At 64.1% G+C, this 17,728-nt stretch carries 13 protein-coding genes; 7 read left to right on the top strand and 6 right to left on the bottom strand.

Features of this window, described 5'->3' with window-relative positions:
* Positions 1-30: 30 nt before the first annotated feature.
* Positions 31-2,892: a S8 family serine peptidase gene (locus R3E49_RS01395; RefSeq protein ID WP_371293409.1), complete on the bottom strand. Its 2,862-nt coding sequence runs from the start codon at positions 2,890-2,892 to the stop codon at positions 31-33.
* Between the two features lie 232 nt (positions 2,893-3,124).
* Between R3E49_RS01395 and R3E49_RS01390 the strand changes: the two genes are divergently transcribed.
* From R3E49_RS01390 to R3E49_RS01375, 4 genes are read left to right on the top strand one after another with little or no spacing between them, the layout of a single operon-like run.
* The gene (locus R3E49_RS01390) at positions 3,125-4,357 is read left to right on the top strand and encodes an amidohydrolase family protein (RefSeq protein ID WP_371293408.1); all 1,233 of its coding nucleotides are present in this window, start codon (positions 3,125-3,127) and stop codon (positions 4,355-4,357) included.
* A complete protein-coding gene (locus R3E49_RS01385) occupies positions 4,354-5,319 on the top strand; it encodes a Rieske 2Fe-2S domain-containing protein (protein WP_371293407.1) in 966 nt (321 codons plus the stop codon). The genes R3E49_RS01390 and R3E49_RS01385 overlap by 4 nt, the downstream gene beginning before the upstream one ends.
* Position 5,320: 1 nt before the next feature.
* Positions 5,321-6,202, top strand: coding sequence for an SDR family NAD(P)-dependent oxidoreductase (locus tag R3E49_RS01380; protein WP_371293406.1), 882 nt, complete (start codon positions 5,321-5,323; stop codon positions 6,200-6,202).
* Between the two features lie 43 nt (positions 6,203-6,245).
* A complete protein-coding gene (locus tag R3E49_RS01375) occupies positions 6,246-7,028 on the top strand; it encodes an acetoacetate decarboxylase family protein (protein WP_290740278.1) in 783 nt (260 codons plus the stop codon).
* A gap of 77 nt (positions 7,029-7,105) precedes the next feature.
* Here the strand turns inward: R3E49_RS01375 and katG are convergent, their stop codons facing one another.
* A complete protein-coding gene (katG, locus tag R3E49_RS01370) occupies positions 7,106-9,319 on the bottom strand; it encodes a catalase/peroxidase HPI (RefSeq protein ID WP_371293405.1) in 2,214 nt (737 codons plus the stop codon).
* A 270-nt stretch (positions 9,320-9,589) separates the two neighbouring features.
* Here katG and R3E49_RS01365 point away from each other — a divergent pair, with 270 nt between their 5' ends.
* Together R3E49_RS01365 and R3E49_RS01360 are read left to right on the top strand one after the other, a co-directional pair.
* Entirely contained in the window at positions 9,590-10,777 is a 1,188-nt protein-coding gene (locus tag R3E49_RS01365) for a diguanylate cyclase (protein ID WP_371293404.1), read from the top strand.
* 67 nt (positions 10,778-10,844) lie between these two features.
* Positions 10,845-12,047, top strand: coding sequence for an iron-containing alcohol dehydrogenase (locus tag R3E49_RS01360; RefSeq protein WP_371293403.1), 1,203 nt, complete (start codon positions 10,845-10,847; stop codon positions 12,045-12,047).
* An 11-nt stretch (positions 12,048-12,058) separates the two neighbouring features.
* Here R3E49_RS01360 and R3E49_RS01355 read toward each other — a convergent pair whose 3' ends face one another.
* Positions 12,059-12,946, bottom strand: a complete 888-nt coding sequence (locus R3E49_RS01355; RefSeq protein WP_371293402.1) for an alpha/beta hydrolase — start codon at positions 12,944-12,946, stop codon at positions 12,059-12,061.
* A gap of 37 nt (positions 12,947-12,983) precedes the next feature.
* Positions 12,984-14,060, bottom strand: a complete 1,077-nt coding sequence (locus R3E49_RS01350; protein WP_371293401.1) for an MBL fold metallo-hydrolase — start codon at positions 14,058-14,060, stop codon at positions 12,984-12,986.
* Positions 14,061-14,240: 180 nt separating this feature from the next.
* Between R3E49_RS01350 and R3E49_RS01345 the strand changes: the two genes are divergently transcribed.
* Entirely contained in the window at positions 14,241-15,125 is an 885-nt protein-coding gene (locus R3E49_RS01345; protein WP_371293400.1) for a DMT family transporter, read from the top strand.
* A 23-nt stretch (positions 15,126-15,148) separates the two neighbouring features.
* On the opposite strand, the gene R3E49_RS01340 is transcribed toward R3E49_RS01345, so the two are convergent.
* Both R3E49_RS01340 and R3E49_RS01335 read right to left on the bottom strand, forming a co-directional pair.
* Positions 15,149-16,729, bottom strand: coding sequence for an AMP-binding protein (locus tag R3E49_RS01340; RefSeq protein ID WP_371293399.1), 1,581 nt, complete (start codon positions 16,727-16,729; stop codon positions 15,149-15,151).
* A 21-nt stretch (positions 16,730-16,750) separates the two neighbouring features.
* Positions 16,751-17,710 (bottom strand): alpha/beta hydrolase, encoded by a 960-nt coding sequence (locus R3E49_RS01335; protein WP_371293398.1) that lies wholly within the window; start codon positions 17,708-17,710, stop codon positions 16,751-16,753.
* Positions 17,711-17,728 lie beyond the last annotated feature (18 nt).

Below are 17,728 nucleotides of genomic sequence, written 5' to 3'. Positions count from 1 at the left end.
TGACCTGCATCAAGCCATTGCGCTGCCGGTTCAGCGCATCCTGCCTATTCCCCGCTGTGTGTCCCGTGTGCCCGTACTGGTGTCGGGACCACTCGGCAGGCTGATGAAGTGTTCCACGGGAAAGTCGATGGCGTCGCGGTCGCGGTCAAGCACGATCAGGCCTGGCTCATCCGTTGTCAGCCAGGCTCCGCAGGCCTCGCCGGCATCGCAGATGAACAGGTCGTTGTCGGCGTCGGTACCGGCAAACAGCTGGTAGTTGCCTGCGGCAAGATCGCGGAACCGGAACGCGTAGCGCCCGGCTTCTGCCCGCGCCACGCTCTGTGCGACAGCCGCATCCAGCGCCGGGTCGTAGACAATGATGTACACGACACCGACGTCAGCGACTGCCGCATCGCCTACAGACAGCAGCGCCCGAATCTGCAGAGTGTTGGCGCTGGAGCGCGCGCTGACGTTACCTGCGTAGAGGCCGTCGGCGAGGCCATCGCGGTCAACCTGAAGGCGGTAGCGGCCGAGGCCACTGGCATCCACTTCCAATTCCGTGACGCTCAGCCAGGCCGCATCGCTGTTGATCTCCAGGACGTGCAGTTCGCCGCCACCGCCATTGCTGAGGGTGATCTCCAACTGCTCCCGTGTGCCACCGAAGTTCAGCGACTGGCTGGACGCGCGCAGGGCGGCCGGCGGTGCAAACACCTCTCCAATGCTGTCCAGTGCCGCCGCCACAGCTTTGCGGGCATTGACCAGCCCGTGGCCATAGCGGTCGTCCCGTCCCGCTGCGCCCAGGTCATCCGTGAGGCTGCCGCTCTGCAACAGCGATTCCACCTGCGGCCCGTTGAGTTCAGGGTTGATGCTTTTCATCAGCGCGATGACCCCTGCGACGTGCGGTGCGGCCATCGACGTGCCATTGAGGAAGGTGTAGGCGAACTCCACACTTCCGGCCTCGGCGGATCCGCTGGTGCTCAGCACGCCATCCGGATACCCGTCGCCGTTGAAATCCGTACTGCCATCACCGCCGGGTGCCGCAATATCAATGGACGCGCCACGGTTGCTGTAACTGGCCAGTTCCCGCTGTGCGTCCACGGCCGACACGGCAAGTACGCCATCGTAGGAGGCCGGGTAGGCGGGCGTGCTGGTGGCTTCGTTCCCCGCCGAGGCGACGACGATGATGTCGCGTTCCCGCAGCTGTCGGTACAGTGACTGGTTGATCTCGCTGAAGCCCTCGCCGCTCAGGCTCAGGTTGATAATGGCTGCGGGCGTCGCGGGAAAGGTGCCGGAGTCGTTGGCGAGGCCCGCGGCAAAACGCACCGACTGAGCCACGTCGTAGGAGGTGCCGCCGTCGTCGTCCAGTGCCCGCAGGGGCATGATGCGCGCGCCCCAGGCGACGCCTGCAACACCGATGCGGTTGTTGCCCCGCGCCGCGATCGTGCCCGCGACGTGGGTGCCGTGAAACCGGCTGTTGCCGGGGTTGGCCCGGTTGCCCGGGTCTTCGGGATTGGGGTCGATGCCGTTGCCGTCAGCCGCCGGGTCGCGCACAAAGTCATAGCCCGGTACCAACTGCCCGGCGAGGTCGGGGTGGCCGGAGAGAATGCCGGTATCGATCACCGCCACAATGACACCGGGGTCACCGATGGTCACCTCCCAGGCTGCGGGCAGCCCGATCAGCGGATAGTGCCATTGCAGGCCGTAGGCATTGTCGTTGGGTTCCAGTGCGGGACGCAGGCGGTAGTTGGGTTCCGCATGACGTACGTCGGCCTGCTGGCGCAGCTGCTTGACGCTGATCAGGGTCTCCCACCGCCCGCGCAGCGGCGCGGAGCGGAAATCATCCGCTCGCTGTGCCGCCGTGCCCAGTCGCTGCCGCTCCGCCTGGCCGGCGAGGATTTCCAGAAGGCGGGCACGCCCCGGGCCACCGGCGCGCTCTTGCATACCCATCTGGTAAGCGAGGTCGGCATGGAAGAAGCCGGGGGCGAGCAGGTCGCCCTCCGCGAATTCGACAATTACCTCCCCATGGACCAGCTCCGCGTCGACACGGGCGCCGGGCAGGGCGGGGCTGCCCACCGCGAGGATATAGTTGGTGGCGCCGACAAAGGCCGTTACGTTGACCAGGTAGCTGCCATTCTCCGGTGCACTGACGGTTTCGATTTCGCCGGTTTCCACGGAGAAGTCCACGACCTCGCCATCTTCACTGTACAGGTACAGGTCGGCATCCGCGTCCTCGAAGTCTGCCACCAGCAGGGTGACTGACTGCCCCTCCAGCAGTTCGAGGCGGAAATAGTCATCGATATCGCCATTGACCTGCGAGCGCCCCTCGGCGCCGGTGCCCGGCTGGTTCACATAGCCGCCCAGGGTCACCGGGTTAGCGAGGGGCTGCGCACTCGCCGGCGTATCGTTGGGCGTGTAGAGGCTCGCGGTGTCGTTGGTGTCGCCATCCACCGCCTGGCTGCTGGCGGCCAGTACGCTGCCGCTCAGCTCCCAGCGGGTGAGGGCGTTGCCGGTCACTGCCACGGTGGTGGACGCGTTGCTGCTGGCCCCATCGTTGTCGGTCACTGTCAGTGAGAAGGCGAGGACGAGGTCGGCGCTGCTCTGCGGCGCTGTGAAGCTGGCGGTTGCGGTGTCGTCGCCCGCCAGCGTGACGGCGGGCCCCTGGGTCTGGCGCCATTCGTAGCGGCTGATGCTGCCATCAACGTCCCTGGAGCTGCTGCCGTCCAGGGTGACCTGGCTGCCCCCCGCCACGGTGGCGGGGGCTGTTACCTGCGCAACCGGGGCCTGGTTGACCGCAGGTTGCGCGGTCCCGCCACCGCCGCCGCCACCGCAGCCTGCCAGCAACGCCGCCAGGCATAGCAGTCCGATGAATCGCTGTCCGATAGGGTATCCCGTGCTGTAGCGTCGCTGCGACATGTTCTGGTTTCCGGCAGGGTGCTGTCGCAGTATAGCGGCAAATACGGCGCAGGAATCCGCCCCTGCGATACGCGCTGTGGGTGCCCTTGTGCTGTCCCGATCCTGCCCATGAAAAGCCGTGGATTTGTTGCTTTTACAAAAACATTGCTCTAATTTGTACACACGTGTGCAATTTTTGTGCAGCGCCAAACCCTAACCGATAATTCAGTGCCAACCGCAGAGAGAGAAGGTCATGTCCGATAAATTGATTGTGGTGTCGTCCGACTGCCACGCAGGCCTCCATATCGCCGATTACAAGCCCTATGTGGAATCCAAATACCACGACATCATGGATGTGGCGGTACCGGTGCAGATGGAGATGACGCAGAAGGCCGAGCAGAGCTTCCTGATCAAGGAAATCAACGATGCCTGGCGCGCGCCGATCCAGCAGCAGCTGACCGGTGCCTGGAGCTACGATGAGCGCATCAAAATGCTCGCCAACGACGGTATTGCTGCCGAGGTGATTTTCCCCGATGGCATCACCGAGATGAATACCCCGCCCTTCGGCGCCGGGCTGGGACTGTCGCCCCGTGACGCCGTGCCCGAACTGCAGTGGGCCGGCGCCATGGCACACAACCGCTGGCTGGCGGAGTTCTGCGCCAACGATCCCGCGCGCCACATCGGCGTGGCTTCGATCCCCCTGCTGTGGGATGTACAGCAGGCGGTTGATGCTGTGCGCTGGTGTGTCGACAACGGCCTGAAATCGGTGATGATTCCGACACTCTGGGGCGACAACGATCCCTATCACCACGTCAAGTACGATCCATTCTGGGAGGTCTGCCAGGACCTGGGTGTGATCATCCACTTCCACTCGGGGCCCGCGCCACAGCCCGAATACTTCGGCAAGCAGTGGCCGGCAGAAGATCTCAGCGACCAGCTCCCCGGTGCCATGGGTATCTATGTCTCCGAGGTGATGTGGTGGCTTTACCGTCCCCTGACTTTCATGATCTGGGGCGGCGTGTTCGAGCGTTTCCCGCGCCTCAAGGCGGTGATGACAGAAGGGGGCACCGTGTTCATGCTGCCGCCGTGGCTGCGCCTGCTGGACCACAACTACTTTGATGTGCAGTTCTCGGCCAAACTGGGCGATTTCCGCAGTCACCTGTCGATGTCACCGGGTGAGTACTTCCAGCGCAACATCGCGGTGGGTGCCTCCTGTGTGCCGCGCAGGGATATTGAGCTGCGCGGCGTGCTGGGTGTGGACAAAATGATGTGGGGCAGCGACTACCCGCACCCCGAGGGTACCTGGCCCAACACCCAGCAGTATTACCTGGAGACCTTCGCTGGCATTCCCGAGGCCGATGGGCGCAAGATTCTCGGCGAAAATGCGATTGCCTGGTACGGCCTGGACCGCAACCGCTTGCAGGCCGTGGCCGACAAGATCGGCCCCAGCAGTGCTATCTTTCACGCCACAGGAGAAGCCGCATGACCAGAATCGTCGAAGCCTGCGAGTCCAAGACCAACACCACTCCGGAGTTCCCGATGGGCTGGTACTCCGTGGCCCGCAGCCACGAGTTGCAGGTCGGGGAGGTGAAGCGGGTACACGCCTTTGACCGTGAGTTTGCGCTTTATCGTACGCGCTCCGGCCAGGCCGTGCTGCAGGATGCCTTTTGCCCGCACCTCGGTGCGCACCTGGGTGTCGAGGGGCGCGTTGTCGGCGAATCCCTGCGCTGTCCCTTCCATGGCTGGCGGTTCGACACGCAGGGCACCTGTGTCGAGATCCCCTACTGTGATGAGATCCCCGAACGGGCACGGATTCGCACCTGGCACACCGAGGAGGGCAATGGCGAGGTATACATCTGGTTCCATCCGCAGAATCTGGCGCCAAAGTGGCCCCTGCCCAAGCTGGCAGAGCTGAGTGACGAACACTGGACGGCGCCGCGCTACGCGGAATTCGAAGTGCCGGCCCACATTCAGGATATCGCGGAGAACTCCTGCGATCCGGTGCACTTCCGCTATGTGCACAAGCAGCCTGATGTGCCGCCGTCGGAAGTGACTGTGGATGACGATGGACGCACCCTGCACCTGCGCTCGGATTCCAGCCAGTCGCAGTTTCCCAGCCAGCTGCACGCCATGGTGCTCAACCCCGGCCTCGCCGTTGTGCGCACCAGCTATGGCCCGAATGCGGAAATGGTGGTGTATAACAGCGCCCAGCCGATCGACCGCCACACCACACTGCTGCGCTGGACACTCACTGTGCGTCGGGAGATCGAGGACCTGGCCGGGGACGATGTGATGAAAGGCATCATCGCGGGTATCCAGGACGACTACCCGATCTGGGCGAACAAGGTGCACAAGCACAAGCCGGTCTTCTGTCGAGAGGACAAAACCCTGGTGCTGTACCGCAAGTGGGTGCGCCAGTTTTATATTAACGCTGAGGACATTAGCTGATATGCAGGACTTTACAGGTAAGGTCGCCGTTATCACCGGCGGCGCAAGCGGTGTAGGCCGGTCACTGGCCTTCGCCCTTGGCCGTCGCGGTGCGCGGATTGTGGTCGGCGACGTGGATGAAGCGGCCATGCAGGATATCGACCAGGCCCTCGCCGCCGAGGGCATTGAAGCCCGGGTCGCGCACTGCGATGTCACCAGCGTGGCCAGTCTGGAGAGCCTTGCCAATGTCGCCAGTGAGCACTTTGGTGGTGTGCAGCTGGTGTTCGCCAACGCGGGTATTGGCGCAGGCGAATCCGGCGCCATGTGGGACTATTCGGAAAAAGACTGGCAGTGGTGCTTCAACGTCAATATCTGGGGCGTCATCAACTCCATTCGTGTCTTCATGCCGCGACTGATCGCCGCCAACGCGCCCGCGCACTTCGTGGTCACAGGCTCCGGTAACGGCGCACTGCTGGTGTTCCCGGACGCGCCCATCTACACCGCCAGCAAGGCTGCCGTGCACGCCATCACCGAAAACCTGCACTATCAGGTGCAGGCGGCGCAGAGCCCGGTCAAGGTCAGCGCCCTGTTCCCGGGCCCGCACGTGGTGGAGACGGGCTTGTTCAACTCGGGACGTGTGCGCCCGGAGGCCTTGAAAAAAGAGGTTGAAGGCAACGCCTCCGGCATCAGTTCGGTGGAGGACATGAAGCGCATGGCGGCGGAATACGGCATTGAGCTGCAGACCACGCACCCCGATGAGGTGGCGGCAATGGCGGTGGCCGGCCTGGAGCAGGATGCCTTCTGGCTACTGGCAACAACCCCGGAAACCGATGAGAAGATCCGGGCCCGGGCCGAGATGATCCTGAACCGCACGACGCCGGTGCCCGCCATGGTGGGTGGCTGAACACGCTTCAGGACTGTGATAACCACAATAAGGAAGATAAACGATGTCTACAGCAACAGCTGCCCCACAGGGCAATACGGGCGATATCGCCAATTGGCCGATGCTCAAGATTGTCTACCGCACGGACCCGGAGGCCATCGCCGCCGTGCTGCCCCCGGGGATCACGCCCGGGGCTGATCCCTACGTCAACCTGACGATCTACAACGTGCCAGTGCCGGATGAGCCCGAGTACGGCATCCTGCAAACGGTGAATGCCGACTATAACGGTATCGCGGGCGAGTACGCGTTGGGCTACGGGATTGATCAGGAATCGGCGATTTTTATCAGCCGCGACCACAATGGGCAGCCCAAGTATCCCTGCGAGACTGACTACTATCGGCTGGGGTCCGCCGTGCGTGCACGCTGCACGCACCAGGGCTACACATTTGTCGAGTTTCGCGGCACGGCGAGTGGAGAGAACGAGCCGCAGGCGGAATTCGACATGCACGAGTGGTGGGTCAAGTTTTCCCTGGCAGTCGGTGTGATGCCGGACGCGGCCCACGGCTATGACTTCCCGCCGCATGTGGTCCATGTGCTGAGCCGCTACGGCTGCGCCTGGAAGGAGCGCGTGGACGGCGAGCTGGTGCTGCACGACAGCCCCTGGGATCCGCTCGCGAGCCGCCTGCCACTGCGTGAGCAGATCTCGGCGCACCTGTGGTGGCCGACTTTCCTCGGGCGGGAGATCAAGCTGGCAGGCAAGCTCGACCCCGAAGCCTTCAAACCCTTCACGGATACCATTTCCGGTTCCCGCTGGAAGGGCACCCAGGGTGGGCCACTGCGCACCTGAGCGACCGCATCACAGGCAAAAAAAATGGCCAGCCCCGCAAAGGGCTGGCCATGGGTTACCGCGGCTAATCCGCGCGATCAGATGTCGAAGCGGTCCAGGGTCATAACCTTGGTCCATGCCGCAACGAAGTCACGCACGAATTTCTCCTTCGCATCATTCGCTGCATACACTTCCGCGATGGCACGCAGCTCCGAGTTGGAACCGAACACCAGGTCAACCGGCGTGGCAGTCCACTTCAGTTCGCCCGAGGCGCGATCGCGACCCTCGTAGATGCCCGCAGTGCTTTCCGACTTGGACCACACGGTGCCCATGTCCAGCAGGTTGACGAAGAAGTCATTGCTGAGCGTGCCGGGGCGGCTGGTGAAGACGCCGTGATCCGCTCCGCCCGTGTTGGCGTCCAGTGCACGCATACCGCCCACCAGCACGGTCATTTCCGGCACCGTCAGTGTCAGCAGGTTGGCGCGATCGACCAGCTGGTCAGCTGGTGACCGGTAGGCTTCTGCACTGTAGTAGTTGCGGAAGCCGTCAGCCTTCGGCTCAAGCGGTGCGAAGGAGGCCGCATCGGTCATCTCTGCGGTCGCATCGGTGCGGCCCGGCACGAAGGGGACGTCGATCTTGACCCCGGCCTCTTTCGCCGCCTGCTCAATGGCTGCGGCACCGCCCAGCACGATCAGGTCAGCCAGTGAGACCTGCTTCTTGCCCCGGCGCTGTGCTGCATTGAACTCGCTCTGCACTGACTCCAGGGCAGCCAGTACTTTCGCCAGCTCCGCCGGATCGTTGACCGGCCAGTCTTTCTGCGGTGCGAGGCGAACCCGTGCACCGTTGGCGCCACCGCGCATGTCAGAGCCGCGGAATGAGGAGGCTGAAGCCCAGGCTGCGCGCACCAGTTCCGGCCCGGTGAGGCCCGTGTCCAGGATCGCGTCCTTCAGCTTGCTGATGTCCTTGGCATCGACCAGCTCGTGCGTGACCTCGGGGACAGGGTCCTGCCAGATCAGCGTTTCTTCCGGTACGTCGTCCCCGAGGTAGCGCGCCCGTGGGCCCATGTCGCGGTGGGTCAGTTTGAACCAGGCGCGGGCAAAGGCATCCTCGAAGGCCTTGGGATTTTCCAGGAAGTTCTGGGAAATCTTGCGATAGGCCGGGTCAAACTTCAGCGACAGGTCGGTTGTGAACATGATGGGCTGGTGCGCCTTGCCCGGGATGTGGGCATCCGGCACGGTGTTGGCGGCCTGGCCGTCCTTGGGCACCCACTGGATGGCGCCGGCAGGGCTGCGCGTCTGTTCCCACTCGAAGGCGAACAGGTTGCTCAGGTACATCATGCTCCACTGTGTGGGCGCTGCCGTCCAGGCACCTTCAAGGCCGCTGGTCACGGTGTCTTCGGCATTGCCCTTGCCGCAGGAGTTCTTCCAGCCCAGGCCCTGCTCTTCCAGCGGGGCCGCTGCGGGTTCGGGGCCCACGCACTCATCCGGCTTGTGCGCACCGTGCGCCTTGCCGAAGGTGTGGCCGCCGGCGATCAGCGCAACGGTTTCCTCATCGTCCATGGCCATGCGACCAAAGGTTTCGCGGATGTCCTTGGCGGCCAGCAATGGGTCGGGGTTGCCGTTGGGGCCTTCGGGGTTCACGTAGATCAGGCCCATCTGCACCGCAGCCAGGGGGTTGGCCAGCTTGCGGTCGCCGCTGTAGCGTTCATCGGCGAGAAATTCGTTTTCCGGCCCCCAGTAGACCAGGTCGGGTTCCCAGTCGTCTTCACGGCCGCCGGCAAAGCCAAAGGTCTTGAAGCCCATGGACTCCATGGCGACGTTCCCGGTGAGGGTCATCAGGTCGGCCCAGGAGATGCTGCGACCGTATTTCTGTTTGATGGGCCACAACAGGCGCCTGGCCTTGTCGAGGCTGACGTTGTCGGGCCAGCTGTTCAGGGGCTCGAAGCGTTGCTGGCCACCACCTGCGCCACCGCGACCGTCGGCGATGCGGTAGGTGCCCGCTGCGTGCCAGGCCATGCGAATGAAGAACGGACCGTAGTTGCCGTAGTCAGCGGGCCACCAGTCCTGCGAGGTGGTCAGTACGGCTTCGATATCTTTCTTTACCGCATCGAGGTCCAGCGCATTGAATGCAGCCGCGTAGTCAAAGGCCTCACCCATAGGGTTGGATTCGGCCGCGTGTTGCCGCAGGGGCGAGAGGTTCAGTTTCTCCGGCCACCAGAACTGGTTGGACATGGGCGCCTGCTGGGCGCTGGCGATAGTGGATGACACAGCGAGTGCCACCGCTGCCAGCAAGGGCATCTTTTTAGTATGCATTGCAACCTCCTGTGGTTGAGCAAGTCAGACGTGGCGAATGCTGCAGGTAGCAACATCCGAACGGACACCATACCGCGGGGGAGGCCTATTGGCATACTTAAAAAAAATGGAAGAACTGATCGATTTAATCGATTCACCTGTGGCGCCATGGGCGAGGCGCGCCAATTTCGGCAGACGGCAGCGCAGGAGGGGCCCTCGTTGAGCGGCTTGCGCGCTGGTCCCGGACGGGTAATCATGGGCGTTTAGCGCGCAGGACAGGGAGTTGTCACAGTGGCCTTGAGTGCAGTCCAGGCTCTGCAGTTGACCCTGGTGGTCGTCAGCCTGGTGTTTGCTGGCGCCTGCTTCCTGGGCTGGCGCCTGTTTGAGCGGCCGCGGCACGCACTGATCTGGAGTGGCGCGTTTCTGCTCGCGGCGATTCAATATGGCCTGAATCTCACCCGTGACCTGTTCCCATCCTATGAGTGGTGGTGGGTGTTGGTGAGCGTGGTGTCCTGTCTCTTGGTGGTCACGGCGGCGCTGGGCCATCGTGTGCGTCTGGGCCTGCCCACGCCCGCTCGGCTGCTGGCCGCCGTTGTCTTGGTCGTGGCACTGCTGCAGATCCTGTTTACCGTGCTATTGAAACGCGACGACGTGCGGGTCGCCCTGGGCCCTGGGCTCGCCTGCGTGGCCTTCCTGCATATCGCCTGGGTTCTGTTGCGCCACGGTCCACAGCCGCGGCTGGCCCAGCGCGTTGCGGCGGGTGTTCACCTGCTGTTCGGACTGGCCCAGGGGCTGGCCACCGGCATTGCCCTGCAGTTCGGCATCGAGGCGCCGGCAGCGCTGCGCGACACCTACAACCTCGTCAACTTCGCCCTGATGCCCACCTTCTTCGTGGCAATGGGCGTGACCGTGATATTTCTGCTTGCCACCGACCTCTCCAATCGCCTGCGGCTGCAGGCGATTACCGACCAGCTCACCCAGGTGTCGAACCGACGCGGTTTCCTGATCGCTGCTGACCTGCTGATGTCCAGCGCACGTCGTTACAAGCGCCCGTTGGCCGTTGTGCTGGCGGACATTGATTTCTTCAAGCGCATCAATGACCGGTACGGACACGCCGTGGGTGATCGGGCACTGGCCCATTTCACGCAGATTCTGCGCGAGTGCGTGCGCAGTGAAGATGCCATCGGACGTATCGGCGGTGAGGAGTTCGCCGTCATGATGGGCGATTCCAGTGCTAAGGATGCCGGTCGTATGGTCGCTCGTGTGCGACAGACACTGCTGGACAGACCACTGCTGGAGCGCGGCCAGATGATTGTGATCACCGCAAGCTTCGGCATTGCCGAGTTCCACATCGAAGACGACAAGGAGGATCTGCTGCTGCGCGCAGACCAGGCCCTGTACGATGCCAAGGCCTCCGGGCGTGATACGGTGCGGGTGGCCGGCAATCGACACCTTGTCGGTATGGTATCTCACGGCTGACTTGACCATAATCAGGTGCCGAGTCCTCCCCCTTATAAGTACAACGCACACTACTCCGGAGTTCAGAATGTCGCTGCGCAAGATCAAACACACCATTACCCTGCTTTTGATGAAGACCCTCGCGGGACTCGGGCCCTCGCCGGCGTACATGGTCTATCTGGGTGGGGGCAGCGCAGCGCAGCTGTGTCGGCATATCGCCCGCAGCGGCGTGCGTAAACTGCTGATTGTGACGGACAAGCCGCTGCGCGAACTGGGCATTGTCGACCAGGCGACGGCAGCGCTCGCTGAGGCGGCCCTGCCGACTGTGGTGTATGACGGCGTCGAACCCAACCCGACCTACGCCCAGGTGGCCGCAGGCAAGGCGTTGATGCTGGAGCACGGTTGCGACGCGGTACTGGCCATTGGTGGCGGTTCATCGATTGATGCAGCCAAGATCATCGCCGCATCCGCCACCAGTGACGAGGATCCGAAGACCTGGGTGGGTTTCGGCAAGGTCAAACACGAGGTGCCCGCGCTGTACGCCATTCCCACCACGTCGGGCACGGGCTCAGAGGCAACCATGGGCGCAGTCATCTCCGACACGGTCACCCATGAGAAAGGGGTTATTTCAGGAGCCACTTTGCTGCCGGCGGCGGTCGCCCTCGACTCCGACCTGATGCTGGGCATGCCGTCGCCGATCACCGCCGCAACCGGCATGGACGCGCTGACGCATGCCATCGAAGCCTACATTTGTGTGTGGGACCGGGGAACGCGCAAGCAACATGCAAGCATGGCGGTGCAGCTGATCTTTGCCCATCTGCGCGACGCTGTGGCCGATGGCAGCGACCGCGAAGCGCGGGATGCCATGGCACTTGCCGCGTACTATGCGGGCATCGCCATCAACCAGGTGAACGTGGGCAATGTACACGCGATTGCACACCAGATCGGCGGCAAATACGGCATTCCCCATGGTCTTGCCAACTCACTGGTGTTGCCGCATGTGCTGAATTTCTGTCGCCGGGAATCGGTCAACGAACTCGCGGAACTCGCCGTGCTCGCCGGTGTGGGGGAGCCAGGGCAGACGCCTGACCGGCTCGCAGGCCAGTTTATCGATGCGGTGGTGCAGCTGCGCGCCGACGTCGGCATTGGTGAAACGTCCGACCGTATTCGTCCTGAGGACTACGGGTATCTGGCGGACCTCGCCTTGAAAGAATGTGAGGGCTATCCGGTGCCGAAACTGCTTGAGCGCGATGCCACACTGGACATTCTGCGCGCCATTACCGCCCGGTAGCGCGACCGCGTTCAGTGCGCGTCGGAGCGTCCGGCGGCACGTCTGTCCAGCCACTGGCGGGTAAGTGCCATGAAATGCTGGAAATCGGGGTTCGGCCCCTGTGAGCAGGCGAAGCCGTGCTCGGCGTTGGCATAGTGGTGTTGCGTCATATCGACCCCCGCGTGTTCCAGCGCGGTTCCCAGTGCTCGCCCCTCGTCCCGTAACGGGTCGCGTTCCGCCGTCACCAGCAGGCAGGGGGGCAGGGAGCTCAAGTCCGGGCGCCCTGCAATCACCGCACCGGCGGCGCTCGCCGCGTCAGCGCCTTTACCTTCCAGCCAGGTATCCCAGAACCAGCGCATGAGTGCGCTGGTCAGGGTTTGCCCACGTGCGCGCTCGGTGTAGGACGGGTAGGGACGGCTGTAGTGGTCGACCACGGGGTAGATGAGGAGTGCGCCGGCAAGACGGGAGCGAAGCGCCGCATCGACGGCCAGCGCCGTGCAGGCGGCGAGGTGACCGCCAGCGCTGTCACCGGCAAGCACAAACTTGCCATTCGTGGGGCCAATGCTTTCGACGTGACCGGCCAGCCAGCGGGTGGCCGCAAGGCAGTCGTCCAGCGCTGCAGGACAGGGGTGTTCCGGTGCCAGTCGGTAGTCCACTGCCACCACGGTACAGCCTGTGTGCTCACGCAACTGCTGACAAAAGGGGTGGTGGGTCGCGAGGTCGCCAATCACCCAGCCACCGCCGTGGAAGTAGATGATCAAAGGTTTGTCGCGGCCCTGTTTGCTGCTGTACACGCGCGTCTGCAGCTGTCCGCCGGGCCCCGGCAGCTGCAGCGTGCTGAACGGCGCATCGGTGAACTTGCCACGCCAGGCCCGGGCGTTGGCCCGGCGGTAATAGGCTCGCGTAGCCCAGACTCTCACGGTTTGCAGCATTGTGCGGATAGCGCGCTCCCGCCGCTCAGTCGAAGGCGATGGATTCAGGCAACTGGAAGTACCAGCGCACACCCGTGTCATCGGTGCGGAAATCGATCTGGCGGCGGCGACGCAGGCAGTTCAGGTGCGCGATGGTTTCACCCGTGGCGAGGCTGAGGTGGTGTTCGGTAATCTCGCGCTTGAATAGCGCGGGGAAGCAGTCCACCACCCGTTTCGGCTCGGCGAGGTGGTCGTAGAGCTGGTTGAGTTCTTTCTTGTGGGTCTCGATCAGCTGCGTCAGGCGCACGTGCAGGCCGTAGAACGGTGCTTCATGGGCCGGCAGCACCAGCAGATCCTCCGGCAGCAGTTCGCGAATGCGGGCACAGGACTGCAGCCATTCCTGCAGCGGGTCGCTCTCGGGCTCGGTGGGGAATACACTGACGTTGGGCGTGATCCGGGGCAGCACCTGGTCACCGGAGATCAGCAGTTTCAGTGCGGGGCAGTACAGGCAGGCGTGCTCCGGCGAGTGTCCGCTGCCCACGATGACCTGCCAGTAGCGCCCCCCAATGGTGAGCGTCTCGCGGTCCTTGAGCCGATGGAAGCTGTCCGGCAGGCGGTAGACCGCGCGGCCGAATCCACCGAAAGCCCGGCGGTAGTTGTCGATCTGCTCATCTGTATACCCCGCTGCCTTGAAATAGCGAATCGCCACTTCCGGTGCCGGTCTGCCAGTGTCGCTGACCAGGGAGCGGCACATCAGAAACTCTTCCCGGGTCATCAGCAATTGGCAGTCAAAACGCTCGGTCAGCCAGCCCGCGAGGCCGACATGATCCGGGTGCATGTGGGTACAGATGACGCGGGTGATGCGTTTGCCGCTGAGGAAGCCGGTGAACAGGTTCTCCCAGATCTCTCGTGAACGCGGCAGATCGAGGCAGGTGTCGACAACCACCCAGCCATCGCCGTCCTCCAGCAGCCAGATGTTGATGTGATCCAGCCCCATGGGCATGGGGAAACGCACCCAGTACACGCCCTCGGCAACCTGCTGCGGCACCCCCGATTCCGGATTGACGGCACGGGTCCAGGGGTAGGTGAGGCCGGCGTAGTTTTCAGGGTTGGCGACAAGCATCCGGGTTTCCAGGCTAGAGTGGCAGGTCCGGTATGTTCGACGTTGCTGGCGGGAAAGTCCAGCATGCAGCGGGTCGCGCGCGGGCTCGCGCGAGGTGAGAGCCGCTGCGCTGCCGTCGCGGAGTGCTTTCCATCCGCACCGGGCTGCCGTATTCTGCCGGCTTTTTTCGGCGGATCTGCGATGTCACCCACTGATACGCTGCGCCTGCTGCTGCTTTCGTCACTGTGGGGGTTTTCGTTCATCTTCCTGCGTGTGGCGGCACCTGAATTCGGGGCTCTGCCCCTGATCCTTGTGCGCATGCTGCTGGGCGCCCTGCTGCTGTTGCCGCTGCTCTGGCGACGCGATTACCTGCAACTGCTCCGCAGCCACGCGGGTCCCCTGTTCCTGCTGGGGCTGACCAATGCGGCGCTGCCCTACACCTTCCTGGCAGTGGCCACCCTGCGTCTGGAGGCGGGCGTGACCTCCCTGATCAATGCTGCGACGCCGATTTGCACGGCGCTGATGGGGGCGGCCTTGTTCGCCACGCCCATTCTGCGCCGGCAGGTGCTGGGGCTGGCCCTGGCCTTTGCCGGGGTCGCCGTGCTCTCGGCCGGTCGCCTGGACTTCAGTGCCGGCGGCGACGGCTGGTTTATTCTCTCGGCGCTCGCCGCGACGCTCTGTTATGGCTTTGCGGGCAACTACTCGCGCACCCGGCTTGGGCATCTGCCGACGCGGGTGCTGGCGGCGGGTAGCTGTGCCGCCAGTGCCCTGATTCTGCTGTTGCCGGGCGTGTTGCTCTGGCCCGCGGAACCGGTCAGTGCCACGGCCTGGGGTGCAGCCATTGGTCTGGGCGCGGTGAGTACCGCGGCCGCGCTGTTGCTGTTCTTTGCACTGCTCTCGAGTGCCGGTGCAACGGCGGCGTCGACGGTGACCATGCTGGTGCCGGTGAGTGCCCTGGTCTGGGGTTTCCTGCTATTGCAGGAGCCCATTACCCTGCAGGTGCTGGCCGGCATGACCATCACCCTGCTGGGCACGGGCATTGCCACCGGTGTTGTCAGTCGCCGCAGATGGCGAGGACTTGCCTGATCACCGCTGCTGCGGGCACGGGCTCAGCTGACGCCACGGGCCTCCTTGCTCCAATAGCGGGCGCGCAGGGCCTTTTTGTCCGGTTTGCCCACCGGCGTGAGGGGAATGGCATCGACGTAGTCCACGCTCTTCGGTGCCTGCACCGAACCCTTGGCGTCTTTCACCGTCTGCTTCAGGTCCGCGGCAAGTGCAGCATCGGCAGCGATACCGGATTTGACCACCACCACTGCCTTTACCGCCTCACCCCACTGGGCGTCAGGCACGCCGATCACGGCTACCTGCTGCACGGCCGGGTGCCGGCTCAGCACGTCCTCCACCTCCCGCGGGTAGACGTTGAAGCCCCCGGTGACGATCATGTCCTTGGTGCGATCGACAATGTACAGAAAGCCCTCGTCGTCCAGGCGCCCGATATCGCCGGTGTGCAGCCAGCCGCCGGCGAAAGCCTCGGCAGTGGCCTCCGGCATGTCCTTGTAACCACTCATGACCAGCGGGCCGCGCACGCAGATCTCGCCAGCCTCACCCGCTGCAACCGGTTTGCCGTCAGCGTCCAGCAGCGCCAGCGGCACCCAGGGGGAGGGTCGCCCACAGGCGCCCAGCCGCTGGGGCCGGCCCAGGTCGTGCTCCTTGCGCCGCATGTTGGCCACCACCATGGGCGCCTCTGACTGGCCAAAAAACTGGTAGAACACCTGCCCCCACAGCGTGATAGCCTGCTGCAAACGCGCGGGGCTCATCGGCGATGCGCCATAGAAAATGGTTTGCATACTGGACATGTCGGCGCTCTGCGCGCGTGGTGAGTCAAGCAGGAAATACAGCATCACCGGTACCAGCATGGTCGCCGTGATGCGGTGTGCCTGCACCATGTCGAAAAACGCGTCCGGGCTGAAACCCTGCATCACGTAGAACGCGCCACCCTTCTGCAGAACGGGTATGAAAAAAGCCGCGGCAGCATGGGAGAGCGGTGTGGCGATCAGCATGCGCAGATCATCGGGGAATTCCCACTCGGCCAGCTGTACCTGTGTCATGTAGCTGGTCACGCGGTAGCTGCTCATCACCCCCTTGGGTCGCCCGGTGGTGCCGCCGGTGAAGTTGATGGAGGCAATATCCTCCGGGTTGATGTCGGGGGCGACCAGAGGTTGCGGCGTGAAGCCGTCAGCCAGTGCCAGGTAGTCCCTGCCGTGGGTGCTCGGGCCGAAGGCCAGCAGGTGCTTGACACCGGGGACCCGCGCCTGCAGTCGGGCCGCGTGCTCGTCGAAGGTGGCCGGATCGAAAACCAGCGCATCGATTTCCGCCGCTTCAAGTATGTAGGCGTGATCATCAAGTGACCCCAGCGGATGCAGGGGCGTGCCGATACAGCCGTTGAGCTGCATGGCTGCGATATTGGCCAGCACTTCCGGGCGGTTGCCCGAGATGACCGCAATGCGGCTGCCCTTGCCAAGGCCAACCGACTGCAGCGCCTGCACCAGTTGGCTGGTGCGCTCGCGCACCTCGCGGTAGGTCGCCACCTTGTCGCCAAGAAACAGGCAGGGCTGGTCGTGGTGGCGGTTCAGCCCCTCGATCAGCAGCTGCGGCATCAGGGGCGGCTGGTAGAGCCTGCTCGTATCCATGCTGTGGATGCCCCCGGGCAGCTACTGTGATGACTCGACGCAGAGACCGCGGCCCAGGGCGGTCAGCATGTCTGCCACACCGCGTTTACTGAGCGCAGCATCCACCACCATGCTGGAGCCGTGGAAGGTCCCCGGGTAGCAGTGAATCTCGGTGGAGACGCCGGCCGCCAGCAGGCGCTGGGCATAGATCAGCGCCTCATCCCGCAGCGGGTCGAACTCCATGGCAGTGACGCAGGCGGGCGGCAGCCCCTGGAGGTTCGCTGCGCGCGCCGGGGCGGCCAGCGCGGGGACCTCCGCCGTGCCGCGCTGCAGCGCGCTGCCCAGGTAGTAGTCCCAGCTTTGTTCGGCGTTGGCCAGGTGCCAGATAGGGGTGTCGGTGAAGGCCTGCATGCTCGGCGTATCGAGGCGGTCGTCGAGCACCGGAATGGAAAGAAACTGGTAGCACAGGGCCGGCCCGTTCTCATCGCGGGCGCGCAGCGCGCACGCGGCCGCCAGGCAACCCCCGGCACTCTGCCCCATGACGCCGAGCCGCCGCAGATCGATGCCCAGCGTCGCTGCGTTGGCCTGCGTCCACAGCAGGGCGGCATAACAGTCGTCCAGCGGGCCCGGGAAGGCGGTCTCCGGCGAGAGCCGATAGTCAACGGACACCACGACAATGCCCAACTGCCGGCTGATAGCGAGGCAGGTCGCGTGTTCGCTCTCCAGATTGCCGAACACAAAACCGCCGCCGTGCAGATAGAGCAGCCCCGGCAGTGCAGCGGTGGCGCTCTCCGGCCGATAGACCCGCACAGGGACCTCCGGTGCGCCAGCCAGACCGGGAGCCGCGTGATCGCTGATGGCGGTGCCGCTGGTATCCAGCGCTGCATTGGCCGGGCCGACCATAGCATCCATGGTGGCGCGCATGGTGGCGGGGTCTGCGAGATCGAAAGGCGGCAGCAGATCGAGGATCGGGCGCAGTTCGGGGTCGATGTTGTATTTCATGGTGGCTAACTCCCTGTT

The organism is Haliea sp. (genome assembly GCF_041395985.1).
Taxonomy (GTDB): Bacteria; Pseudomonadota; Gammaproteobacteria; order Pseudomonadales; family Halieaceae; genus Haliea.
This window is presented reverse-complemented; position numbering and strand designations above follow the sequence as displayed.

What these genes read in the sequence shown, in the direction of transcription:
- R3E49_RS01395 (WP_371293409.1), bottom strand. Translation starts at nt 2,892, where the DNA reads ATGTCGCAGCGACGCTACAGCACGGGATACCCTATCGGACAGCGATTC.
- R3E49_RS01390 (WP_371293408.1), top strand. Translation starts at nt 3,125, where the DNA reads ATGTCCGATAAATTGATTGTGGTGTCGTCCGACTGCCACGCAGGCCTC.
- R3E49_RS01385 (WP_371293407.1), top strand. Translation starts at nt 4,354, where the DNA reads ATGACCAGAATCGTCGAAGCCTGCGAGTCCAAGACCAACACCACTCCG.
- R3E49_RS01380 (WP_371293406.1), top strand. Translation starts at nt 5,321, where the DNA reads ATGCAGGACTTTACAGGTAAGGTCGCCGTTATCACCGGCGGCGCAAGC.
- R3E49_RS01375 (WP_290740278.1), top strand. Translation starts at nt 6,246, where the DNA reads ATGTCTACAGCAACAGCTGCCCCACAGGGCAATACGGGCGATATCGCC.
- katG (WP_371293405.1), bottom strand. Translation starts at nt 9,319, where the DNA reads ATGCATACTAAAAAGATGCCCTTGCTGGCAGCGGTGGCACTCGCTGTG.
- R3E49_RS01360 (WP_371293403.1), top strand. Translation starts at nt 10,845, where the DNA reads ATGTCGCTGCGCAAGATCAAACACACCATTACCCTGCTTTTGATGAAG.
- R3E49_RS01350 (WP_371293401.1), bottom strand. Translation starts at nt 14,060, where the DNA reads ATGCTTGTCGCCAACCCTGAAAACTACGCCGGCCTCACCTACCCCTGG.
- R3E49_RS01345 (WP_371293400.1), top strand. Translation starts at nt 14,241, where the DNA reads ATGTCACCCACTGATACGCTGCGCCTGCTGCTGCTTTCGTCACTGTGG.
- R3E49_RS01340 (WP_371293399.1), bottom strand. Translation starts at nt 16,729, where the DNA reads ATGGATACGAGCAGGCTCTACCAGCCGCCCCTGATGCCGCAGCTGCTG.
- R3E49_RS01335 (WP_371293398.1), bottom strand. Translation starts at nt 17,710, where the DNA reads ATGAAATACAACATCGACCCCGAACTGCGCCCGATCCTCGATCTGCTG.